The organism is Methylobacterium marchantiae (assembly GCF_042679825.1).
In the GTDB taxonomy this organism is placed as follows: Bacteria; Pseudomonadota; Alphaproteobacteria; order Rhizobiales; family Beijerinckiaceae; genus Methylobacterium; species Methylobacterium marchantiae.
Map to the genome: position 1 here is coordinate 14,018 of NZ_JBHTND010000025.1, position 20,896 is coordinate 34,913.

General features: G+C 65.1%; 22 protein-coding genes. 11 read left to right on the forward strand and 11 right to left on the reverse strand.

The genetic code is table 11. From position 1 onward, the window contains the following. The first annotated feature begins 6 nt into the window (after positions 1 to 6). The 3 genes from ACFQ4G_RS16655 (at position 7) to ACFQ4G_RS16665 (ending at position 4,253) form a co-directional block, all read left to right on the forward strand. Complete coding sequence (locus ACFQ4G_RS16655; RefSeq protein ID WP_238209019.1) at positions 7 to 1,899, forward strand: monovalent cation:proton antiporter-2 (CPA2) family protein; 1,893 nt, start codon at positions 7 to 9, stop codon at positions 1,897 to 1,899. Next, the gene (locus ACFQ4G_RS16660) at positions 1,892 to 3,349 is read left to right on the forward strand and encodes an MATE family efflux transporter (RefSeq protein ID WP_238209018.1); all 1,458 of its coding nucleotides are present in this window, start codon (positions 1,892 to 1,894) and stop codon (positions 3,347 to 3,349) included. The genes ACFQ4G_RS16655 and ACFQ4G_RS16660 overlap by 8 nt, the downstream gene beginning before the upstream one ends. A 118-nt stretch (positions 3,350 to 3,467) precedes the next feature. Then, entirely contained in the window at positions 3,468 to 4,253 is a 786-nt protein-coding gene (locus ACFQ4G_RS16665; protein ID WP_238209017.1) for a DUF937 domain-containing protein, read from the forward strand. A 117-nt stretch (positions 4,254 to 4,370) separates the two neighbouring features. Here the strand turns inward: ACFQ4G_RS16665 and ACFQ4G_RS16670 are convergent, their stop codons facing one another. The 3 genes from ACFQ4G_RS16670 to ACFQ4G_RS16680 all read right to left on the reverse strand — a co-directional run bounded on the left by ACFQ4G_RS16670 (position 4,371) and on the right by ACFQ4G_RS16680 (position 6,013). Beyond that, positions 4,371 to 4,496: a hypothetical protein gene (locus tag ACFQ4G_RS16670; RefSeq protein ID WP_379040642.1), complete on the reverse strand. Its 126-nt coding sequence runs from the start codon at positions 4,494 to 4,496 to the stop codon at positions 4,371 to 4,373. A gap of 283 nt (positions 4,497 to 4,779) precedes the next feature. Further along, the gene (locus ACFQ4G_RS16675) at positions 4,780 to 5,025 is read right to left on the reverse strand and encodes a DUF3072 domain-containing protein (RefSeq protein ID WP_238209015.1); all 246 of its coding nucleotides are present in this window, start codon (positions 5,023 to 5,025) and stop codon (positions 4,780 to 4,782) included. 100 nt (positions 5,026 to 5,125) lie between these two features. After that, complete coding sequence (locus ACFQ4G_RS16680; RefSeq protein ID WP_238209038.1) at positions 5,126 to 6,013, reverse strand: branched-chain amino acid aminotransferase; 888 nt, start codon at positions 6,011 to 6,013, stop codon at positions 5,126 to 5,128. Between the two features lie 303 nt (positions 6,014 to 6,316). Here ACFQ4G_RS16680 and ACFQ4G_RS16685 point away from each other — a divergent pair, with 303 nt between their 5' ends. The 6 genes from ACFQ4G_RS16685 to ACFQ4G_RS16710 all read left to right on the forward strand — a co-directional run bounded on the left by ACFQ4G_RS16685 (position 6,317) and on the right by ACFQ4G_RS16710 (position 11,681). Next, positions 6,317 to 6,838 carry a MarR family winged helix-turn-helix transcriptional regulator gene (locus ACFQ4G_RS16685; protein ID WP_238209014.1) on the forward strand — a complete coding sequence of 174 codons (522 nt, stop codon included), beginning with the start codon at positions 6,317 to 6,319 and terminating at the stop codon, positions 6,836 to 6,838. Position 6,839: 1 nt separating this feature from the next. After that, a complete protein-coding gene (locus ACFQ4G_RS16690; RefSeq protein WP_238209013.1) occupies positions 6,840 to 7,565 on the forward strand; it encodes a response regulator in 726 nt (241 codons plus the stop codon). A gap of 181 nt (positions 7,566 to 7,746) precedes the next feature. Then, positions 7,747 to 9,072: an ATP-binding protein gene (locus ACFQ4G_RS16695; RefSeq protein ID WP_238209037.1), complete on the forward strand. Its 1,326-nt coding sequence runs from the start codon at positions 7,747 to 7,749 to the stop codon at positions 9,070 to 9,072. Between the two features lie 123 nt (positions 9,073 to 9,195). Next, positions 9,196 to 9,387, forward strand: coding sequence for a hypothetical protein (locus tag ACFQ4G_RS16700; RefSeq protein ID WP_238209012.1), 192 nt, complete (start codon positions 9,196 to 9,198; stop codon positions 9,385 to 9,387). Between the two features lie 78 nt (positions 9,388 to 9,465). Then, the gene (locus ACFQ4G_RS16705; RefSeq protein ID WP_238209011.1) at positions 9,466 to 10,398 is read left to right on the forward strand and encodes an extensin-like domain-containing protein; all 933 of its coding nucleotides are present in this window, start codon (positions 9,466 to 9,468) and stop codon (positions 10,396 to 10,398) included. A gap of 77 nt (positions 10,399 to 10,475) precedes the next feature. Beyond that, the gene (locus ACFQ4G_RS16710; protein WP_238209010.1) at positions 10,476 to 11,681 is read left to right on the forward strand and encodes a L,D-transpeptidase family protein; all 1,206 of its coding nucleotides are present in this window, start codon (positions 10,476 to 10,478) and stop codon (positions 11,679 to 11,681) included. A gap of 8 nt (positions 11,682 to 11,689) precedes the next feature. On the opposite strand, the gene ACFQ4G_RS16715 is transcribed toward ACFQ4G_RS16710, so the two are convergent. The 3 genes from ACFQ4G_RS16715 to ACFQ4G_RS16725 are packed head-to-tail and all read right to left on the reverse strand — an operon-like array spanning position 11,690 to position 14,498. Then, positions 11,690 to 12,427 (reverse strand): ABC transporter permease, encoded by a 738-nt coding sequence (locus ACFQ4G_RS16715; RefSeq protein WP_238209009.1) that lies wholly within the window; start codon positions 12,425 to 12,427, stop codon positions 11,690 to 11,692. Next, positions 12,424 to 13,608, reverse strand: coding sequence for an ABC transporter permease (locus ACFQ4G_RS16720; protein WP_238209008.1), 1,185 nt, complete (start codon positions 13,606 to 13,608; stop codon positions 12,424 to 12,426). Before ACFQ4G_RS16720 ends, ACFQ4G_RS16715 begins: the two co-directional genes overlap by 4 nt. After that, positions 13,605 to 14,498: a glycine betaine ABC transporter substrate-binding protein gene (locus tag ACFQ4G_RS16725; RefSeq protein WP_379040647.1), complete on the reverse strand. Its 894-nt coding sequence runs from the start codon at positions 14,496 to 14,498 to the stop codon at positions 13,605 to 13,607. Before ACFQ4G_RS16725 ends, ACFQ4G_RS16720 begins: the two co-directional genes overlap by 4 nt. 286 nt (positions 14,499 to 14,784) lie before the next feature. Here ACFQ4G_RS16725 and ACFQ4G_RS16730 point away from each other — a divergent pair, with 286 nt between their 5' ends. Beyond that, on the forward strand, positions 14,785 to 15,174 hold the full coding sequence (locus ACFQ4G_RS16730; RefSeq protein WP_027172092.1) for a response regulator: 390 nt from the start codon (positions 14,785 to 14,787) through the stop codon (positions 15,172 to 15,174). Between the two features lie 225 nt (positions 15,175 to 15,399). On the opposite strand, the gene ACFQ4G_RS16735 is transcribed toward ACFQ4G_RS16730, so the two are convergent. Together ACFQ4G_RS16735 and rsmI are read right to left on the reverse strand one after the other, a co-directional pair. Then, positions 15,400 to 15,792: a YraN family protein gene (locus tag ACFQ4G_RS16735; RefSeq protein WP_238209007.1), complete on the reverse strand. Its 393-nt coding sequence runs from the start codon at positions 15,790 to 15,792 to the stop codon at positions 15,400 to 15,402. Next, positions 15,779 to 16,741, reverse strand: coding sequence for a 16S rRNA (cytidine(1402)-2'-O)-methyltransferase (rsmI, locus tag ACFQ4G_RS16740; RefSeq protein ID WP_238209006.1), 963 nt, complete (start codon positions 16,739 to 16,741; stop codon positions 15,779 to 15,781). Before rsmI ends, ACFQ4G_RS16735 begins: the two co-directional genes overlap by 14 nt. 138 nt (positions 16,742 to 16,879) lie before the next feature. On the opposite strand from rsmI, the gene ACFQ4G_RS16745 reads away from it, so the two are divergent. Beyond that, positions 16,880 to 18,121 carry a penicillin-binding protein activator gene (locus ACFQ4G_RS16745; RefSeq protein WP_238209005.1) on the forward strand — a complete coding sequence of 414 codons (1,242 nt, stop codon included), beginning with the start codon at positions 16,880 to 16,882 and terminating at the stop codon, positions 18,119 to 18,121. A 25-nt stretch (positions 18,122 to 18,146) separates the two neighbouring features. On the opposite strand, the gene hemW is transcribed toward ACFQ4G_RS16745, so the two are convergent. The 3 genes from hemW to rph form a co-directional block, all read right to left on the reverse strand. Then, the gene (gene hemW / locus ACFQ4G_RS16750; RefSeq protein ID WP_238209004.1) at positions 18,147 to 19,325 is read right to left on the reverse strand and encodes a radical SAM family heme chaperone HemW; all 1,179 of its coding nucleotides are present in this window, start codon (positions 19,323 to 19,325) and stop codon (positions 18,147 to 18,149) included. A gap of 207 nt (positions 19,326 to 19,532) precedes the next feature. Next, positions 19,533 to 20,168, reverse strand: a complete 636-nt coding sequence (gene rdgB, locus ACFQ4G_RS16755) for an RdgB/HAM1 family non-canonical purine NTP pyrophosphatase (RefSeq protein ID WP_238209003.1) — start codon at positions 20,166 to 20,168, stop codon at positions 19,533 to 19,535. Further along, positions 20,165 to 20,878, reverse strand: a complete 714-nt coding sequence (rph, locus tag ACFQ4G_RS16760) for a ribonuclease PH (protein ID WP_238209002.1) — start codon at positions 20,876 to 20,878, stop codon at positions 20,165 to 20,167. Before rph ends, rdgB begins: the two co-directional genes overlap by 4 nt. Positions 20,879 to 20,896: the final 18 nt, after the last annotated feature.

Genomic DNA, 20,896 nt, shown 5'->3' on the forward strand with positions numbered 1-20,896 from the left:
ATCGACATGGCGAGCGCCTCCACCCATGTGAGCTTCCTGCCGCCGGTGCTGACCTTCCTGTCGGCGGCGGTGATCGGCGTTCCGATTTTCCGCCTCATCGGGCAGAGCGCGGTGCTCGGTTACCTCGTCGCCGGTGTGGTGATCGGTCCCTTCGGCTTTTCGCTCATTGCCGAGCCCGAGACGGCGGTGAGTGTCGCCGAGCTCGGCGTCGTCCTGCTTCTCTTCATCGTAGGCCTGGAACTCGAGATCTCTCGGCTGATCTCGATGCGGCGCGACATCTTCGGGCTCGGCACGGCGCAGCTTATCCTGTGCACGATGGTGCTGGCCGGAGCCGGCACCCTGTTCGGGTTGAGCCCGGCTGCGAGCCTCGTCATCGGCGTCGCCCTCGCTCTTTCCGCCACCGCTGTAGCCCTGCAACTGCTCGAGGAGCGCGGCGACCTCGGCACGCCTTACGGCGGACGCGCCTTCGCGGTGCTCCTGTTCCAGGACATCTCCGTGGTGGCGATCCTCGCCCTGATGCCTCTGCTCGCTTCCACCGGCCGCACCGGCGACGGTGCTTGGCTTGGACACGCGTTGCAATCGACGGGAATGGTCGGTGCGGCCATCCTCGCCGTCGTGCTGGTGGGTCGCTACGGCCTCAACCCGTTCTTCGGCCTGCTCGCGGCCAGCGGCGCGCGAGAGGTGATGACGGCTGCGGCCCTCCTTGTCGTCCTCGGCACCGCGATGCTGATGGAGCATGTCGGCTTGTCGATGGCGATGGGCGCCTTCCTCGCCGGCGTGCTGCTCGCCGAGTCAAATTTCCGGCACCAGCTCGAGGCGGATATCGAGCCCTTCCGCGGCATGCTCCTCGGCCTCTTCTTCATGAGCGTGGGGATGTCCATCGACGGCGGCCTCCTGAAGAGTGCCTGGCCGGCTCTCCTGGGGGCGACGGTGGCGGCGATCCTCATCAAGGTCGCCATCGTCGCCGGTCTGTTCCGCCTGTTCGGCTCACCCTGGCTCGATGCAGTCCGCGGCGCGGCGATCCTGGCGCCGGCCGGCGAGTTCGCTTTCGTGCTCCTTCCGGCGGGTGCCGAACTCGGCTTGATCGATCAATCAGCGACCCGCTTCGCCGTGGCACTCGCTGCTCTGACGATGCTCGTGGGCCCGGTCGCGGCCAAAGCCCTCGAGGGCTTTCTATCCCGCCGGCGGGCGGAGGTCGCCGAACAGGTGCCCGACCAGATCGAGAGTACCGAAGCCCGCGTTCTCGTCGTCGGCTTCGGTCGGTTCGGCCAGATCCTGACCCAGGTGCTCCTCGCCGAGGGCATCAGTGTCACGGTCATCGACAAGGACGTCGAGCAGATCCGCAGCGCTTCGCGCTTCGGCTTTCGCATCTATTATGGCGACGGCACGCGCCTCGACGTGCTGCGTGCGGCCGGTATAGGCCGGGTCGAACTGCTATGCATCTGCGTCGACGATCCACAGGCCGCGCTCAAGATCGTCGATATCGTCCACGAGGAGTTCACCGGGGTGCGCACCTACGTTCGTGCCTACGACCGCATGCATTCCGTGGAGCTGATGAACCGGGACGTGGATTACCAGCTCCGTGAGACAGTGGAATCCGCGATCGCCTTCGGGCGCGCCACGCTCGAAGGTCTCGGCATCTCGACCGAGGCCGCCGCGGCCACGGCCCAGGACGTGAGAAAGCGCGACGTCGCACGGCTCGTCCTGCAGCAGGCCGGCGCCATGCCCGAGGAATCGCGCTACATCGGCGGCAGTCCCGAGATCAAGCCCGAGCCACTGACCCTTCCTCAGCGACCGTCGCGAGCGCTCAGTCCCGAGACCCGCGACATCATCGGCCTCGAGAGGCGTGAGGCCGCGACCCGCACGCTCCAACTTCAGGACACTCCATCGGATGCCTGAATTGAGCGCGACGTCGAAAAACCCTGCCGTGCGACGAGAGGGCGGGCAGTTCGTCACGGGCTCGATCCTCCGGCACGTAGTGGTGATGAGCGGAACGGGCTCGATCGGCCTGATGGCCATCTTCGTCGTCGATCTGCTGTCGCTGATCTACGTCTCGAAGCTCGGCGACCCAAAGCTCACCGCAGCGGTCGGTTTCGCCACCATCGTCCAATTCTTCGCCATCGCCATCAATATCGGCCTGATGATCGCTGCGGGCGCCCTGGTCTCGCGGTCTATCGGAGCGGGCGACGATGCGGGCGCGAGACGTCTGGCGACCTCGGCTTCGATTCACGGAATCATCGTGTCGGGTATCCTCGTCCTGGCGATGCTGCCTTTCCTCCCCGCAATCCTGTCCTGGATCGGCGCCGACGCCGAGACGCTGCCCGTCGCCGAGCGCTTTCTATGGATCGCCCTGCCCTCGAACTTGCTCATGGGGCCGGGCATGATGTTCTCGGGCCTGCTGCGCGCGATCGGTGCGGCCCGACAGGCTATGTACGTGACGTTGGGCGGAGCCATCGTCACGGCGGGGCTCGACCCTTTGCTCATCTTCACGGCGGGGCTCGGGATCGACGGAGCCGCCATCACCACCTGCGTCGCCCGTGCGACGTTCGCCCTCATTGGGCTGTGGGGGATCCGACAGCATCGGATGCTCACCGTGCCGAGCGTCGCGGATGTGGTTTCGGACGCCCCGATCGTCCTCAGGATCGCGTTGCCCGCGGTACTCACGAATTTGGCACCGTCGGTCGCGAGTGCTTTCATTGCTCATGCCCTCGCCAAGTTCGGTGCCGTGGCAGTCGCCGGTAACGTGGTGATCGATAGGCTGACGCCGGTCGCCTTCGGCGGCCTCTTCGCCATGTCCGGCTCGATTGGCCCCATCCTCGGCCAGAATTGGGGGGCGGGGCGCTTCGACCGCATGCGCGGCGTGCTGCGGGACGGCGCTCTGGTGACGGGCCTCTACGTCGTCGTGGTCTGGGCGGCGCTCGTCGCCCTTCGCGGGCCGCTGACGGACCTGTTCGAGCTGAGCGGCACGGCTGCCGATCTCTTCGTCTTTTTCTGCCTCGTGAGCGGCGGGGTATGGTTCTTCACCGGGCTCCTGTTCCTGTCGAACGCATCGTTCAACAATCTTGGCTTTCCATTCCTATCCACGCTCCTCAACTGGGGCCGCGCCACGATCGGGACGGTGCTCCCGGCCCTCGTCGGAGCGCATTTCTACGGCCCGAAGGGCGTCATCGCCGGTGTCGGCTTGGGCTCGGTCGCTTTCGGCGTCATAGGCATCGTTCTGGCGTTCCGGACCGTCACGACGCTCGAGAACCGGACGCTCGTTGCCCCCTCGACGCCAGCCGCTATCACCGATGCGGATGCCTGCGGAGGCGATGTTCCGGCGTCGGAGAGGCCCAACGCGTTGGTATAGGGCTGGGATGAGGAAAATGGCGGGCTGGTAAGTCGCGCGGCGATGCGACAGAGTTCACATCTCGATGGCAGGCCGGAGTATCTCGATCTGCCCGTGATGGGATCATGAGGCCGCCGCCATGTTCAACCTGTTCGATCTCCTGCAAGCGCAGGGCGGCATGGGTGCCAACGGTTTCGGTCAGCAATTCGGCTTGTCGCCGGACCAGACACGTCGGGCGATGGAAGCCTTGATGCCGGCCCTGACCCTCGGCCTCCAGCGTAACGCCGGCGCCGATCCGAGCGATTTCACACAGATGTTCAGCTTGATGGATCCGACAACGGTCGGCTCCGCGGCGGGAAAGCCGCAAATGGATGCGATGATCCGCCAACTGTTCGGTTCACAGCATCTCAGCCAGGCCGTTCTGCAGCAGGCAGCGGCGGTGAGTGGCGTGGCGACACCGGCATTGAGGCAGATGCTTCCCGTCATGGCCGGCATGGTCGTGGCTGGCATCGTTCATGTCATGATGAACCCGGCATCGCCGGCTCCGGCCCCGGCAGCCCCTCCACCTTCACCAATCGGCATCCCGACCCCGCCTTATTGGACCGACATGATGAATGCGTTCATGGGGCCTGGCAGTTCCGTGCTGACACCTTCATCCGCGACGACAACGCCCCAGAGAAGCCTTCCGTCGGCGCGTCATGCCGTGGAGACGAAGGCAGCCGCGACTGCCGCGTCTCAAGCGTCCGTACTAAACCCATTCGATCTCCTGCAGCAGATGTTCCAGTCCGGGCTGGACGCTCAGCAGGAGAATGCAAAAACGATGCAGAGTCTGTTCGACAGCCTCTGGCGCGGTGGAACCACGGAGTCGGATGCATCGAAGGCGCCGACCTCACGTTCGCGTACGGCTGGGCCGCAGAAGCGCTGATCCGCTACGCGTGGTTACGTCAGATCGTATTCGTTCGACCCATCGAGCACCGGATCGACGGCTTCGCCATCGTCATATGGTGGAAGTGCTTGATACGTCGAATGGTACCGGGTCAGTTCAGGTCGACTTCATGACCGCGGCACCGATGATCTGATACATCACCTCCAGGCGCTCGGCGTAGTACCGAAGCGCTCCGACGATGGCGAGGAAGGTCAGGCCGGCGATCAGACCATATTCGATCATCGTCGCGCCGCTCGTATCGCGGCCGAAGCGACCAACGGCGCTTGATAGGCGCCATCCATCCGCTCCAAAACCGGTCTCTGTCTGGTCGGTAGGCGCCCGCCTCGTCATGGGTATCTCGATCCTCGACGAAGTCGTCTGAGCCCAAATTAGAACCTCGATCGTTGCGGATGGCTTAATGCAACTCGCCAAACGCAAGGACGATCTAGGATCAAGCGAGTGAAAGCCCGTTGGCGGTGATCGGCCCTCCTGGGGGCCGGGCCGCTACGGGCCTTCTCCCCAACGATCAATCCCGTCCCGCTTCCTTGCGCAGAGCATCGATTCGCTTAGATGCCTCGGCCTTGTCGAGATCGGGTTCGAACGAGTCGGGCGACTTGGCTTCCTCGGACAGCGTCTTGAGATACGAAGCCTGCGCGCCTGTCATCGGCTCGTCGCCGGTGGTCCACTCACTCGGATCCTTGATGCGGTTCGAAGCGTCGCCGCCCGCCGTCTTGGGGTTCGCATTCTCGCTCGCAGACTGATTCTTCGTCATCGCCGGCAACCTCGTTCATGAATTGTTCTATTCATAACGGGAAGTGGCGCGGCAGGTTCCGAACTCCGTCGCCCCTGTGTTCGGGGCGACGGAGTTCGGCTCAGGCGGCGATCGCTTTCGGCTGAACCTCGGCGCTATAGTCGTCCATGAGTGTCTTCGTCATGTCGGCGGGGGTAAATCGGTAGGGGCCGATCTCGGATACGGGCGTCACTTCGGCGGCAGAGCCGGTGATGAAACATTCCGAGAAGCCCTCCATCTCTTCGGGTCTGATCCGGCGCTCGATCACGTCGAAACCGCGTCGGTGGGCGAGATCGACGACGGTCTGACGCGTGATACCATTGAGGAACCGGTCGGCGAGCGGTGTGTGGACCACGCCGTCTTTGATGAAGAAAATGTTCGCGCCGGTGCATTCGGCGACGTTGTCCTCCCAGTCGAGCATCAGGGCGTCTGCATATCCCTTGTTCTCGGCCCGGTGTTTCGAGATCGTGCAGATCATATAGAGGCCGGCCGCCTTCGACGCGGAAGGAATGGTCCGCGGATCGGGCCGACGATAATCGGCCATGTCCAGGCGGATGCCTTTCATCTTGGTTTCAGGATCGAAGTAGCTCGGCCATTCCCAGGCGGCGATGGCGAGGTGGATGGTGTTGTTCTGCGCCGAGACGCCCATCATCTCCGAACCGCGCCAGGCGACGGGTCGGAGGTAGGCGTCGCTCAAGCCGCTGGTCTTGAGCACGAGTTCCTTGGCTGCCTCGATCTCGGCAACGCCGTAAGGAATCGTGAAGTCGAGGTACTGGGCCGAGCGGAGCAGGCGCTCGGCATGCTCGCGGCTCTTGAAGATCTGTCCGCCATAGGCCCGTTCGCCTTCGAACACCGCCGAGCCGTAATGCAGGCCATGGCTGAGTACGTGGATCTTGGCCTCGCGCCACGGAACCAGCACACCATCGAACCAGATGGTGCCCTCGCGCTCGTCGAACGGGATCACGGACATGACGAATTCCTTGAATCCGCGGGCTCGCGCAATCGAGTCTGCGGGGTCGATCGATCGGATTGGCTCGATAGCCGGCCATTCCTCGCGCAATATCCGCGAGGAATGGAGGCTGCAAGGCTTGAGGTCTGCGAGACCATTGACCTGTCGCGGTCGCAGCACCAACGAGGCTTGACGACTATCAATGCCCCTGAGATATGTCAACATCACTGACGTATATCGAGGGTCTTGCCGGACGTGACTCGACAACCGACCGCGGAAACGGACGCGTCCGCCATTCCCCTATCCGACGGGGAGCGCGAGCCGATGGACGCCCTTGCGTCCCCGCAGAACGCTCCCGTGGTCGAGGAGAGCGTGACCAACGATCTGGTCGAACTGCTCTTTTTCGCATACCGCGACTTCGTCGGCGATCCGGACCGGATGCTGGCGGATTACGGCTTCGGCCGAGCGCATCACCGAGTCCTGCATTTCGTCTATCACTATCCGGGTCTGACGATCGCCGAACTCCTCGACATTCTCCAGATCACGAAGCAGAGTCTGAACCGGGTGCTCAAGGATTTGATCGAGCAGGGCTACATCGTGCAGAAAACCGGCAAGAGCGATCGCCGGCAGCGATTGCTCTTTTGCTCGAAGACCGGAGCGACGCTCACGGCCGAATTGACACGGGTCCAGGTACGACGGGTCGCCCGTGCCATAGCCGACCCCGTCGCGGACGAACCGAAGGGCGCCCATGCCGCAGCACAAGGGTTTCTCATGGCGATGATCGAACCCGAAGAGCGCGCCGCCGTTCGCAGCCTGATGGCCCGCCGTATCCGGGACCGTAGCTGAGATGGCCTCTTCCGACCTGAAGGTTCGGACGGAACTTCCCGATCACGCTCCCCACGTCCTCGTGGTCGACGATGACCGGCGCGTCCGCGAACTCTTGTCGCGCTACCTCTTCGAGCAGGGGTTTCGCGTCACCGCCGCCGGCAATGTCAATGAGGCGCGACAGAGGGCGCAGAGCTTCGTTTTCGATGCCCTCGTTCTCGATGTGATGATGCCGGGCGAGAATGGTTTCGACTATGCCCGGCAGGTCCGCGAAACCTCGCGCGTGCCAATTCTCATGCTCACCGCACGCTCGAACCCGAACGACCGGGTGATGGGGCTCGAGATCGGGGCGGACGATTACCTGCCAAAACCGTTCGAGCCGCGTGAGCTCATCCTCCGTCTCAACAACATCATCAAGCGCCGGCCCGAAGGCACCCCTCCCTCGGACCGCACCATCGCCACGGTGACGTTCGGGCCGTTCTCTTACCGCATCGACAGGGGCGAGTTGCGCCGCGACGATGAAGCCATCCGAATCACGGAGCGCGAGCGCGAAATCCTCACGATCTTGGCAGAGGCCAAAGGCGGCAATGTCGAGCGGGAAGTGCTAGCGGGGAACGGTGGTCTCGCCGCCGAGCGCACCATAGACGTGCAGATCAATCGTCTGCGGCGCAAGACCGAAGTCGATCCCGGCAATCCCCTCTTCCTCCAGACGGTCCGCGGTGTCGGCTACCGCCTCGCGATAGATTGAGCATGAAGCCGAAGAGTGGTTTTGGGTTTTCCGCGCGACGCCATGCGATCGCGCGAGCCTGGAGCACCGGACGGATTGGGTGTTTCCTACGGATCGCGCGATGGCGCTAGCTGACCTGACGCTGTGGCAGATCGTCAAGAAAATCACGGCCCTAAGCCGCGCCCGGCCAAATCCGCGCCGAATGTGGAAGACGGTTGCACGCGCCATCGGCAATGCCCTGCCGAAGGGCCTCTATGCCCGTTCGTTGATCATCATCATCGCTCCGGTCGTGCTGCTGCAATCGGTGATCGCCTACACCTTCATGGAGCGGCACTGGCAACTGGTGACCCGACGCTTGTCGGCCGCCGTGACGGCCGACGTGGCAGCCCTCATCGACATCTACGAGAGCTATCCGCAGGACAAGGACGCCGACACGCTCACACGCATTGCCGGGACGCGGCTGAACCTCGACCTCGACATCCTGAAGGGGGCCAAGCTTCCGCTCCCGGGTCCGCGCCCATTCTTCTCGATCCTCGACGAAGCTCTTTCCGAAGAACTCGCCAAGCAGATCGGCCGGCCGTTCTGGATCGATACGGTGGGTCGCTCCAGCCTGATCGAAATCCGTGTCGAGATCCCCGACGGGGTGCTGCGGGTGACCGCCCGGCGGAGCATGGCCTATGCCTCGAATTCGCACATCTTCCTTCTCTGGATGAGCGGCTCGTCCCTCGTTCTGCTCGGCGTCGCGATCCTCTTCCTGCGCAATCAGATCAAGCCGATCCTACGTCTCGCTGCCGTGGCCGAGAGTTTCGGCAAAGGTCGTGAGATCGAGTTCCGGCCACGTGGCGCCCGCGAAGTGCGCCAGGCCGGTCACGCCTTCATCGAGATGAAGCGGCGCATCGAACGCGCCATGGAACAGCGCACGACCATGCTCAACGGAGTCAGCCACGATCTGCGCACCATCATCACCCGGTTCAAGCTCTCCCTCGCCCTCGTAGAACAGACCGCGGAGGTAGAAGACCTGCAGCGCGACGTCGACGAGATGAGCCGAATGCTGGAGGCCTACCTGGCCTTCGCCCGCGGCGATTCCGGCGAAGCCGCCGTGCCGACCGACATGCGAGCGATGCTGGAAGATCTGCGGACCGACGTCGAGCGGCTCGGCGCCCATGTGGCGGAAGTCGGGCTCGACGGCCGCACGACAGTCACCTTACGGCCGGACGCGTTCCGGCGCTGTCTGTTCAACCTCGCCGCGAACGCTGCTCGCTATGGTGATACGGTCGCGATCCACGGCCGGACCGAGGCACGCTCGTTTCTCGTCTCCATCGACGACGACGGGCCAGGTATCGCCAACGAGAATCGCGAAGAGGTGTTCAAACCCTTCGTCCGCCTCGACGATGCGCGCCAGGATGCGGGCGGATCGGGCCTCGGCCTCTCCATCGCCCGTGACATCGCCCGCGCCCATGGCGGCGATGTCAGCCTTCACGACAGCCCGCTTGGTGGTTTGCGGGCAACCGTGCGCATTCCGGCCTGACCAGCGAAGTTCGATGAAATTTGTTGCGTCCTAAGGTGTCCCACCTGTGCGCAGTGATGCTATGACCGGTGCCGCTTTTAGAGAGAAGGGCCGAACCTCGGCCCCGACAAACGCGAGTACGCCATGAACCCGCTGGGCCCCGTCCTGATCGTCCTGCTCATCCCGATCGCAGCCATCGGCATCTTGCTCTACACGGATACAGGTATCGAACCGACGCTCTTCACCGCTACGGTGAAGACATTCGTCGCGCTGTTCGTCGTCGCCGGAATCCTGTCGTTCGGCGCAAGCCGCCTTGCGGCTCGCTCGGAAGGCTGAGCGTCCATCCAAGGGGCCGAGTCCGTCGCGGGCTCGGCCTTTCGGCGATGACAGAGTGGTTGGTGGATCGAGGACGACATGAAGGCCGCCCTCGCCAACGTCTTCATGCCTGGCCGGCACTGGACCAGACTCATCGTCGGTGCAGGTCTCGCGGCGCTCTTCCTCGGGACTGTCCGGCTGAATCACCCGGCGCTGTCCGCCGAGGATCGTTCGGTTTCCGCTTCGCCGGCGATGCCCGAGCCGCCGGCACGTCCCGCCGAACTGAAGCCCGAACCGGCACCGACGCCTGCGACCGCTCCGGCATTGCCGGACGCTCCCGCGCCGCCCGAGAGGCCCGCGGAACTGTCGCCCTCCTCGCCGGTCTCGCCTGAACCGGGTGTGGCCTCCGAGATGCCGACGCCACCTCCACGCCCCACCGATCTTACGACACCGGCTGTCGTATCGCCCCCGCTCGTCCTGACGGTGACCCCGATCGACGACACCGCCTGCCGCAAGCGTCTCGAACGCCTCGGCGCGACGTTCGAGCCTTTGCCGCCGATCGCGAACGGCCAATGCGGTGCCGAAAGGCCGCTGAAGCTCTCACGGCTTCACGGCGACCTGGCGCTCAGCCCACCGGCGACCCTCGTCTGCAATTCCGCCGAAGCCCTCGCGCGCTGGGCGACCGAGGCTCAGGAAGCCGCCGGTCAGATCCTCAAAGCCCCGCTCAGGAGCCTGTCGATCGGCACATCCTACGAATGTCGCGGCCAGAATCATGATCCCGATGCCAAGCTCAGCGAACACAGCTTCGCCAACGGTGTCGATGTGATGGGCTTCGGTTTCGACGGTCGTGCGCCGATCCAGGTCGGCGCGGGTCTCGACGGCACGCCGGAGGCGACGTTCCAGACCGCCGTGCGCGCGAAGGCCTGCGGCTTCTTCCGCACCGTGCTCGGGCCCGGGTCGGATGCCTCCCATGGCAACCACCTCCACCTCGACGAGCGCGACCGAAATGCCGGGCATCGCCTCTGTCAGTAAGAGCGGTGGAACGCCGATGGCTCGGTCACGCTTGAAGGAGCGGACATGTCGATCCCCCGGCGAGAGTTGAACCGAAAATGGCCCATCTACCCGTGCCGAGCGCCATCGCGCTCACGGCTCTGTTCTGGCTCGCGGGTCCATCATCGGCGGAGGTATCGCCGGCCGTGAGCGCAGAGGCGAAGACAGCGAGCCGGGATGCTCCCATCGATAGGCTGACGCCGGACGTCATCAATGCAGCCATCTTCACATCCACCGACGCCCCGGAAAGTAAGGGGAAACCCGCCGCCGAGAAGACGAAGGAGGACAAGCGGGCAAAGGACGTGCGGAAGACCGAGGGCAAGGCCGAAAAGCCTCCGCAGCCGCTCTTGGTGAAGGTGCAGGTGTTGCTGGACCGTGCTCGCTTCTCTCCCGGCGCCATTGATGGCCGCGACGGTGAGAACATGCGCGGCGCTCTTTCGGCCTTCGCCGTGGCGCGAGGATTGCCGCCGGCGAAGTCGTTGAACCAAGATCTCTTTGACAGGCTGGTCGCGTCCAGTAGCGATCCGGTCGTGATGTCCTACACGATCACCGACGCCGACGTCGCGGGTCCCTTCGTCGATCGGATTCCTCCCAAGATGGAAGAGCAGGCCGATCTCGGAGCCATGAGCTACACCAATCTGCGCGAGATGCTGGCCGAGCGGTTCCACATGTCGCGCGATCTCGTCACCGCGCTGAATCCCGATGCCGCCCTCGACAAAGCTGGCACCGTCATCGTCGTGGCGGCGGTCCCGCCCTTGGAGACCGGAAAACCAGCGCCTCAGACGAAGACCGATATCAAGGCGGAACGAAAGTCCGGCTTCGACAAGGCGGAAGACACTCCGAAAAAGGACATCGTGCGGATCGAGGTCGACAAGGCGACACGCCACGTTCGAGGCTTTGGCGAGGACGGCACTCTGCTCGCCTATTATCCCGCTTCGATCGGTAGCGAGGAGAAGCCGGCTCCTTCCGGCGAAGCCAAGGTGAAGGGCATCGCCTTCGAACCCTGGTACACCTACAACCCGAAATATCGCTTCAAGGGCGTGAGCGCGAAGAAGAAGTTTTCGATCCGTCCCGGTCCGAACAATCCGGTCGGCATCGTCTGGATCGACCTGTCGATTCCTTCCTATGGCATCCACGGCACGCCCGAGCCGGAGAAGGTCGGCAAGACCGAATCTCATGGCTGCATCCGCTTGACCAACTGGGACGCCCGCGACCTCGCCAGCCGCATCGAGCGCGGCTCCACGGTGATGTTCAAGGACGAGTGAGGGCGTTATCACCTCGCCGTTCCTCCTGGCGCCAGATCTGCGAGGGCGAGCATCGCCGCGTCGCAGAGGAAGGCCAGTGCGGCGGTCGCGAGAACTCCCTGCAACATCGGCAGGACGTTCTGGTTCTGAAGCCCGGCGACGATGGGCGTGCCGAGGGTCGAAGCTCCGGCAAGCGCACCGACCGCCGTGGTGGCGATTGCGAGAACAACGGCCGTGCGCAGGGCATCGACGAGGCCCGGCATCGCCAACGGTAGTTCCACCCGCAACAATATCTGAAGCTTCGTGAAGCCGAGGGCTTCGGCAGCCTCGCGCGCCTCGACCGAGACGGATTCCAGGGCGCTGACCGTCCCGCGCAGGACCGGCATGACGCCGTAGGCGACCAGCGCCAGTAGGGTCGGTGGTCCACCGAAACCGAGGATAGGGAGGGCGAGAGCGACCATCACCACCGGCGGCACCGCCTGTGCGGCGGCTGCGAGGCCATCGACGCCTCCCCGTACGGACTCGGCAAATGCGCGCGTAACCAGAATCCCGAGACCGAGACCGAGTAACGCCACCAGGGCGAGACCGACCGCCGAGAGAGAGAGATGGTGGATTCCGAGTGTCAGGAGACGGTCCGGGTTCAGACCGCGTCGCGGCTCTTCGCCAAACCCGCCGACGATCCAGGCGGCGGCGGTCGGGTGGCTCATCGCGGCGAGCGCAACGCCGACGAGACCGACAGCCAGGGCAGGATGCTGGCGAACTCTCATGCACGCCACCTGAGCCGGCAACGGGCCTCGATTGCGCTCAGGACCCATTCCGCAGCCAGCGACATGACGATGATGGGGATGGCACCGATGAGGATCAGATCGGAAGCGAACTGCGCCATGCCATCGAAGACGAGCCGCCCGAGACCGCCTGCGCCGATGATGGCGCCGAGCGTCGCGAGGCCGAGGCTCTGGACCACAGCCACCCTCAGAGACCCGACCAGCACGGATGCGCCGAGCGGAAGCCGGACATCTCTGAGAATCTGAAATTTCGTCAGACCGAGGGCTTCCGCAACGTCAATGGACGCGGGGTCGGCCGAACGAAGGGCCGCGCCGATGCCTCGCCAGAGAGGGAGAAGCAGGTAGGCGGCGATGCCAATGACGGCAGGGCACGGTCCGAGGGCCGAGATACCGTGATCGCGCAAAGCGGGCACGGCGCGAACGAGCCCGGAAACGAGAGCGACGAGGCCTCCGAGCAGAGCGACGGCGGGGATCACCTGCACGCCGCTGACGAGGAGACCGACGATACTCTGGCCGGAGCGCCAGAGGGAGAGAAGGATCGCTGCGAAGAGAGCGAGGCACACCGCCCCGCCCGACAGGAGCAGGTGTTCGACGACGGCATCATGCAATGCCGCTTGTCGTCCTGCATATTCCACGGCCAGCGAAAGGTGGTTGAGGCCACCGCTGTGCCAAGCCGCCATCGGGAGGCCCAATCCGCACATCGCAGCGATCGCGCCGAGGCAACGGCGATGCGTATGTCCGATGCTGATGCCCGTCAGCACCAAGAGCGAAACCGAAGCAATCCAGAAGCCTGAACCGAGGCTGGCACTCGCCGCCGGTGGCTGGGACGTGACGAGGTGAGCCGCCTGCGCACCCAGGCCGAGCAGGAGCACCGACCAGGCTGCCAGGAAGAGGATCGATGTGAGAAGGCCGCCGATGCCGCGTTGCGTCCTCACGAGAAAGCCCGATGCTGCAATGGACAGGATCGAGACGATTCCGATCGACGGATTCACGAAGGCAGATGCGTAGACGGGATCGCCGGGAAGCAGCCGGTTGGCTGCGAGGTTGAGCAGAGGCAGGCCATGGAGTGCGGCGAGGAGCAGGCCGGCGACCGGCAGCCCCGCCATGGCATGGCGGAAAGAGAAGGTCCGAAGCGGGATGGCGAGGGTCGGTTTCGTCCTCACTCGATCAGTCCACGCTCGATGAGGTATCGCCGCGCGACGACGTCTGCGACCTCTCCGTCCACGGTGATCCGGGCGTTGAGTCTGCGCAGGGTCGGAGCGTCGAGGCTGGCGAAGACGCGGCCCAGAGCCGGTCGGATCGACGGAAATCGCTGCAGGGCCGACGCGCGGATGACGGGCGCGACCTCGTAGACGATCTGAGCCCCGAGCGGGTCGCTCATGACGATCAGGTCGAGAGCGGAGAGCGCCCCATCGGTGCCATAGACCATGCCCGCGTTCACTCCGCTGATCCCTTGCGCTGCAGCCCGGGCCGTCACTGCCGTATCCCCTCCGGGCAGGCTGATGATCCGATCGAGGGGGAGGCTGAAACGATAGGCCGCCTCGAAGGACGGAAGTGCCGCCGGGCTCTCCACGAACTCGGTGGAGGCCGCGAGGAGGATGAAGCCCTCATTCGCGACCCTGGCAAAATCCACCATCGTCGCCAGGCGACGCGTCCGTGCGAAGGCACCGTTGAGGGCGATGAGCCAAGTGTTGTTGGCCGGCGCCTTTTCGAGCCAGACGATCCCGCGCTCGGCGTCCTTGCGCCGAATGGTGTCGTAAGCGTTCAGGGCCAGCTTCCAGGCAGGATCAGTCTCGGTTCCTGTGAAGAAGGCGCCATTGCCGGTATATTCCGGGTAGATGTCGACCTCCCCGGACAGCAGCGCGTTGCGGACGATCAGGGTCGGTCCGAGCCCGAGCTTGCGCGTCACGGGCACGCCGAGATGCTGCAGGACCAGAGCGATCATCGCTCCCGTCAGCGCCCCCTCGGTATCGCTCTTGGAGGCGACCACGAGAGGTCGATCGGCCCATGCGGGAAGGATCCGCGTAAGGGTCGCGACGCCCGACATCGCCATGGCCCTGCGCCGGCTGACGCGCGCAGGTTTGTGCCGGTCGCCAGCACCCAATGTCGCAGGCAAAGGCCTGACACGCGAAAATGTATCGTGCAATAACATTAACCCGATCCTGAACCCCCGCTACATGTTTCTGCGCCTTGACACGCCCATCGGAACGGGCGACGGCTCGATCGCTGTTGCGAGCGCTGTACGTCGTTTTTGCCTATCCCTCGGACGGCAAGCCCGAAAGGGTTCAGATAACGGCATCGTTCCGAGCAAAAATGAATCGAAGGGAAGAATCCCCAGCGTGAGTGCTGAACAGAACGACACTCTCCTCGACGGCGCCAGGGTTCTGGTGGTCGAGGACGAAGCGGCCATTTCGATGCTGCTCGAGGACATGCTGCTCGATTTCGGGTGCACCGTCGTCGGGCCGGCAGCGCGTTTGGCGACGGCTCTGGAGATGGCCCGGACCGAGACCTTCGAGGTCGCGATCCTCGACGTCAATGTCGCCGGCGAACCGATCTATCCGGTGGCCGAAGCGATTACCGAGCGCGACCTGCCCATCGTCTTCTCGACGGGCTATGGCGGCGCCGGAATCCGTGAGCCGTTTCGCGACCGCCCCGTAGTCCAGAAGCCGTTCAGCCAAGCCGACCTGAAGCGCACGCTGATCGCTGCCCTTGCGGCGGCACGGAAGTAGACTCTGCTTCCATCGAGGGGGTCGTCTGCTGGATGGCCCGCCTTTCACGAACGGCCGAAGCGTGAGCGGACGACTGTCAGGATTGATAGTTCCCACGGTAGAAGCAACGATGTCGCCTGCTTTGCAAGGCGTCGTGCCGTGTCGAAGATCCGGTTACCGTCGCGCTTGAAGCTGTGAAGAAAACGGATTCGGGGATGGAGTGCGCCGCTCCATGGCACCCAACCTTCACATCCCTTCGATCGCGAAGGCATCAGGGAGGTGGCGAGGCCAAGTACGAGGCGCAACGAAGACCGCATCGGCCCTGAACGTCATGGCCTTATGGCGCGGGTTGCGTGCGATCCAGGCGCGCACCGCGCGGGAGAAGCGGACTTGCTTCTTTGCATCAATGGCGATCCTTGCCGCATCGAGCGACGCTCTCGCTTTCACCTCGACAAAAGCGATGGTGTCACCCCGGCGCAGGATCAGGTCGATTTCACCGCCGTTAGCACTGAAGCGCCGACCCAGGGGGCGATAGCCTTTGAGCATCATGGCGAGCAGGGCGAAGGTCTCGCCCGATTGGCCACGAAGGTAGGTGGCGCGCCGCCGACCCTTCGCATCGACGGGCTTAGATGTTCGCATCGTTGCGCCGAGCCAGGACGAGGGCGCGCGCGTAGACCACCCGACGCGGCTGGCCGGTCGCGTCAGCCACGAGGGCGGCGGCATCCTTAATCGAGTGGCGGGCAAGTGCCGTCTCGATCGCCGCATCGAGCCCGGCTTCGACCTCCTCGTCCGGGGGCTCCTCGGGACTGGTGCCGATCACGACCACGACCTCGCCCTTGGGAGCCCCCTCGTCCGCAAAGGTCTCTGCGAGCGTGGCGAGGGTGCCACGCCGGATGGTCTCGTAGAGCTTCGTAAGTTCGCGGGCGACAGCCGCGGGCCGGGCTCCCCCGAGGATCGCGGCGGCATCGGCCAGCATCTCGGGCAGGCGATGAGGCGATTCGAACAAGACCAGTGTTCCAGGAATCTGTCCGAGCGTCGCAAGCCGGTTGCGCCGTGCACCCGACTTCTGAGGCAGAAACCCTTCGAAGAAAAAGCGGTCTGTGGGCAGACCGGCAGCGACGATGGCGGTCATGACCGCTGATGGACCTGGGATCGGAGTCACCGCGATCCCAGCCTCGATCGCCGCTTGGACGAGCTTGAATCCGGGGTCCGAGACCAGCGGCGTTCCCGCATCCGAGACCAGGGCCAGTGCGTCGCCGTTCTGCATCCGGGCGATCATCCGCTCGCGCACCGCCACGTTCGAATGTTCGTGATAGGCGACCAGGGGAGTCGTGATGCCGTAATGCATGAGCAAGGTGCGTGTGACGCGGGTATCCTCGGCGAGCACAGTGTCGGCGGCAGCCAGTGTCGCCAGCGCGCGAAACGACACATCCTTGAGATTGCCGATCGGGGTCGCGACCACGTGGAGTCCAGGGTCAAGAGGCACGGCCTCCGCCGCCAAGCCGAAGGCCGTGAAGGTGGACACGGGTTTGGCCGGGTCATGTCCCGCCTTGATGCGCCGCGTCCTATTGTCGATTCTCTGATTCATGGTCGCGACCTTGCCACGGAGACACAGTCCGGAGGAATGCCTGCGGCGGATCACCCGGCACATTTACTTTTCATATCCAGGCCTTAACCGTGCAGACGTCGAGCTACGGGTTGCGCGGGCGACAAGGAGGGCCTCGCAATGGTGAAGAGCCTCGCAACGGACGACGATCCAGCCGCGATGCGCTGGGCGAGAGTGGCGGCCGTTGTCCTGTTCACCGCCGGCCTCGGCGCGTGCATCGGCGGCCCCGATGGCGGCCCGCGTGCTACGAGAGGCGCCGCCATCACGGATACAGTGCCCACCGCCGATCCGCAGGTGCCCTCGGCCGGCGCCATCAAGATCGGGACGGGCTCGGTCAAGATCGCTCTCATCCTGCCGCTGAGCGGTCCCGGCTCCATGGTCGGTGCGGCCATGCGCAATGCTGCCGAACTCGCCATCGAGGATTTTCAGAAGCCCGACCTGCAGATCCTGGTGAAAGACGATCGCGGCTCGCCCGATGGCGCTCGCGAGGCGGCGCAAGCCGCCGTGTCCGAAGGTGCTGAGCTCGTGCTCGGTCCGCTCTTCGCGGCTAATGTCAAGGTCGCGGCCGGGGTGGCGCGCGGTGGCGGCAAGCCGATCATCGCCTTCTCCACGGATGCGAGCGTCGCTGCGCGCAGCGTGTACCTCTTGAGCTTCCTGCCGCAGACCGAGGTCGACCGCGTGGTCGACGAGGCGGTGGCGGCGGGCCGTCGGTCCTTCGCTGCGTTGATCCCCGAGAGTAGCTACGGAAACGCCGTGGAGGCGCAGTTCCGCGAGGCCGTGGCCAGGAAGGGCGCTCGACTGGTGGCGATCGAGCGTTACGCGCCGGGCACGCCAACTCCGGCCATCATGCGTCTTTCCGGCCTGATCAATGGTCCGGGCGCTCAGGCCGATGCTCTCTTCCTACCGGAAAGCCCGGAAGGACTCGCCAATGTGGCACCGGCGCTCACAAAGGCCGGTTTCTCGCCTGGTCGCGTGAAGCCGATCGGAACGGCGGTGTGGAACGATCCGCGGGTCTACGCCCTGCCTGCCCTGCAGGGCGGCTGGTTCGCGGCGGCGGATGCCAATGGTTTCAACGGCTTCTCGCAGCGCTACCAGGCACGCTTCGGATCGGTGCCACCCCGCGTGGCGACATTGGCCTACGATGCCGTGTCACTGATGGCGGCGTTGACCAGACAATACGGATCGCAGCGCTTTGCCGATGCGACATTGACCACTCAGGCCGGCTTTTCCGGCATCGACGGGACGTTCCGGTTCCGGTCCGAGGGCCTGAGCGACCGGGCGCTGGCCATCTACGAAATCCGCAGCGGCGCGCCGACCATCGTCAGCCCGGCACCCCGCACGCTCGGGCCTTCGGGCACCTGATCCGCCGCTTCTCGGATATGGCGGATCAGGCCGCGAGTTCGGCTACGATGGCGTTCAGCACGGGGGCTCCGCGCGGGGTCGCGGCGATGCGCCCGTTGTCCAGACGAACCACGAAACCGTACCGGATCAGAGCCTCGATCCGTACCGGATTCAGGGGCTGTTCTTTCAGGATTGCGTAGCGTTTCGGATCGATTCCCTCGGCCAGACGCAGACCCATCATCAGGAACTCGTCGCCCTGGTCGGCGGCCGACAGAATCTCGGTCTCGACGATGCCGTGGCCGTCGCGCTCGACCCGTTCCAGCCACGCCTCGGGCACCCGCTCCGTGACGGTACCGGTCCGACCCGCCTCGGTCACCAGCCGCCCATGCGCGCCGGGACCGATGCCGGCATATTCGCCGTAGCGCCAGTACAGGAGGTTGTGACGCGACTGCGCGCCGGGCCGGGCATGGTTGGAGATCTCGTAGGAGGCGAGCCCGGCCGCGTCGCAGACCTCCTGCGTCACGTCGTAGAGCGCTCGCGCCATGTCGTTGTCGGGCGGCACGAGCTTGCCGGCGGCATGGAGGCCGAAGAACGGCGTCCCCGGCTCGATGGTCAGCTGGTAGAGCGACAGATGCTCGGCAGCCCGCGCGATCGCCTCCTTCAGCTCGGCCCGCCATGACGCTGCGCTCTGGTTCGGCCGGGCGTAGATCAGGTCGAAGGAATAGCGCTCGAAATGCGCGGCCGCCGTCTCCACCGCCGCCATCGCCTCGGCGGCGGTGTGGAGACGCCCCAGCGCCTTCAGGGAGGCATCGTCCATGGCCTGGACGCCGAGCGAGACGCGGTTGACGCCGGCCGCGCGGTAGCCGCGGAAACGGCCGGCCTCGACGCTCGTCGGGTTGGCCTCCAGCGTCACCTCAATGTCCGGCGCCGTTGCCCAGGATTCGCCGATGGCGTCGAGCAGACCCGCCACGGTGGCAGGCTGCATCAGGGACGGGGTGCCGCCGCCGAGGAAGATGCTCGATACGGTCCGCCCCGGAACCTGCGCCGCCACATGGGCGATCTCGGCGCGGAAGGCCGCGAGGAAGCGGCCCTCGTCCACGGGTGCATGGCGGACATGGCTGTTGAAGTCGCAATAGGGGCACTTCGAGGCGCAGAAGGGCCAATGGACATAGACACCGAACCCGGCATCGCGGGTCGGGTGGTCCAGGCCTGAACGGTCGGTCATCGGAGCGCTCCTCCGTCATTCCGGTACTGAGGAGCAGACCCGGAATCCATGACCACAAGTCGTGCTAAGCCATGCACATCCTGAGTTTCTGGATTCCGGACTCGCCTTGGGCGCACCGGAACGACGGGTCTGTTTTCAAAAACCGTGGTGGCTTCAGATATGCCTTAGACGGCTTACACAGAGTTCGAAACTCTGCATCCCGCCCGCTCAGCCCGGCCGACGCAGGCAGCGTCCGGCCAGGATCACGAAGGCGCGGGCGCGGTGCGACAACGCGTTACCGCTCTGCCAGTCGACGCCGTGCTTCTCCTCGGACGAGATCTCGCCGAAGGTGCGGTCATAGCCGTCGGGCAGGAACATCGGATCGTAGCCGAAGCCCTGCGAGCCTCGCGGCTCCACCAGATCGCCGAAGACGCGGCCCTCGAAGGTCTCAGTGTGGCCATCGGGCCAGGCGATGACCAGAGCGGAGACGAAGTGAGCCCGCCGGGTCGTGGCGCCGCGCTTGTCGAGTTCGGCCATGATGCGGGCCATCGCGCCGGAAAAATCCTTGTTCGGACCGGCCCAGCGGGCGGAGAACAGGCCGGGCGCGCCGTCGAGAGCATTGACGCAGAGGCCGGAATCATCGGCAAAGGCCGGCAGGCCCGAGGCCTGCGCGGCGGCGATGGCCTTGATCGACGCGTTCTCGGAGAACATCGTCCCGGTCTCGTCGGGCTCGGGCAGACCGAGCTCGCCGGCCGAGACCGCCTCGACGCCGAACGGTGCCAAAAGCTCGCGCATCTCCACGAGCTTGCCGGCATTGTGGGTGGCGATGACGACCCGCCCGGAGAGGATGCGCGGCCCGGTCACGCGACGGTCTTCTTCTGCAGGGCGACGAGTTGCTCGACACCGCCGCGCGCGAGGCGCAGCAACTCGATTAGTTCGGCCTCGGAGAAGGGCTTGCCCTCGGCGGTGCCCTGCACTTCGACGATCCCGCCGGAGCCGGTCATGACGAAGTTCGCGTCGGTCTCAGCCGCCGAATCTTCGGCATATTCGAGGTCGAGCACCGGAACGCCCTTGTATATCCCGCAGGAAATGGCGGCAACGTGCTCGCGCAGGGGATCGACGGAGATGATCGAGCGGCTCCGCATCCAGGCGAAGCAATCGTGCAGGGCGACCCATGCTCCGGTGATCGCGGCGGTGCGGGTGCCGCCATCGGCCTGGATCACGTCGCAATCGACGGTGATCTGGCGCTCGCCGATGGCCGGGAGGTTAGTGACCGCGCGGAGCGAGCGGCCGATGAGGCGCTGGATTTCCTGGGTCCGCCCGGAGGGCTTGCCCGAATTCACCTCGCGGCGGGTGCGCTCGTGGGTGGCGCGGGGCAGCATGGAATATTCTGCTGTGACCCAGCCCTTACCCGAGCCGCGCAGCCATGGCGGGCCGCGTTCTTCGAGGGAGGCGGTGCAGAGCACCTTGGTTTGCCCGAAGGTGACGAGGCAGGAACCCTCGGCATAGCGGGCGACCGCGCGCTCCAGGGTCACGTTGCGCAATTCGTCGTTTGCGCGCTTCGAGGGCCGCATGGGCACTCTCCTCAGATG

Coding starts and splice junctions, on each gene's coding strand:
- ACFQ4G_RS16655 (WP_238209019.1), top strand. CDS start 7: ATGGCGAGCGCCTCCACCCATGTGAGCTTCCTGCCGCCGGTGCTGACC.
- ACFQ4G_RS16660 (WP_238209018.1), top strand. CDS start 1,892: ATGCCTGAATTGAGCGCGACGTCGAAAAACCCTGCCGTGCGACGAGAG.
- ACFQ4G_RS16665 (WP_238209017.1), top strand. CDS start 3,468: ATGTTCAACCTGTTCGATCTCCTGCAAGCGCAGGGCGGCATGGGTGCC.
- ACFQ4G_RS16670 (WP_379040642.1), bottom strand. CDS start 4,496: ATGATCGAATATGGTCTGATCGCCGGCCTGACCTTCCTCGCCATCGTC.
- ACFQ4G_RS16675 (WP_238209015.1), bottom strand. CDS start 5,025: ATGACGAAGAATCAGTCTGCGAGCGAGAATGCGAACCCCAAGACGGCG.
- ACFQ4G_RS16680 (WP_238209038.1), bottom strand. CDS start 6,013: ATGTCCGTGATCCCGTTCGACGAGCGCGAGGGCACCATCTGGTTCGAT.
- ACFQ4G_RS16685 (WP_238209014.1), top strand. CDS start 6,317: ATGGACGCCCTTGCGTCCCCGCAGAACGCTCCCGTGGTCGAGGAGAGC.
- ACFQ4G_RS16690 (WP_238209013.1), top strand. CDS start 6,840: ATGGCCTCTTCCGACCTGAAGGTTCGGACGGAACTTCCCGATCACGCT.
- ACFQ4G_RS16695 (WP_238209037.1), top strand. CDS start 7,747: ATGTGGAAGACGGTTGCACGCGCCATCGGCAATGCCCTGCCGAAGGGC.
- ACFQ4G_RS16700 (WP_238209012.1), top strand. CDS start 9,196: ATGAACCCGCTGGGCCCCGTCCTGATCGTCCTGCTCATCCCGATCGCA.
- ACFQ4G_RS16705 (WP_238209011.1), top strand. CDS start 9,466: ATGAAGGCCGCCCTCGCCAACGTCTTCATGCCTGGCCGGCACTGGACC.
- ACFQ4G_RS16710 (WP_238209010.1), top strand. CDS start 10,476: ATGGCCCATCTACCCGTGCCGAGCGCCATCGCGCTCACGGCTCTGTTC.
- ACFQ4G_RS16715 (WP_238209009.1), bottom strand. CDS start 12,427: ATGAGAGTTCGCCAGCATCCTGCCCTGGCTGTCGGTCTCGTCGGCGTT.
- ACFQ4G_RS16725 (WP_379040647.1), bottom strand. CDS start 14,498: ATGGCGATGTCGGGCGTCGCGACCCTTACGCGGATCCTTCCCGCATGG.
- ACFQ4G_RS16735 (WP_238209007.1), bottom strand. CDS start 15,792: ATGCGAACATCTAAGCCCGTCGATGCGAAGGGTCGGCGGCGCGCCACC.
- rsmI (WP_238209006.1), bottom strand. CDS start 16,741: ATGAATCAGAGAATCGACAATAGGACGCGGCGCATCAAGGCGGGACAT.
- ACFQ4G_RS16745 (WP_238209005.1), top strand. CDS start 16,880: ATGGTGAAGAGCCTCGCAACGGACGACGATCCAGCCGCGATGCGCTGG.
- hemW (WP_238209004.1), bottom strand. CDS start 19,325: ATGACCGACCGTTCAGGCCTGGACCACCCGACCCGCGATGCCGGGTTC.
- rph (WP_238209002.1), bottom strand. CDS start 20,878: ATGCGGCCCTCGAAGCGCGCAAACGACGAATTGCGCAACGTGACCCTG.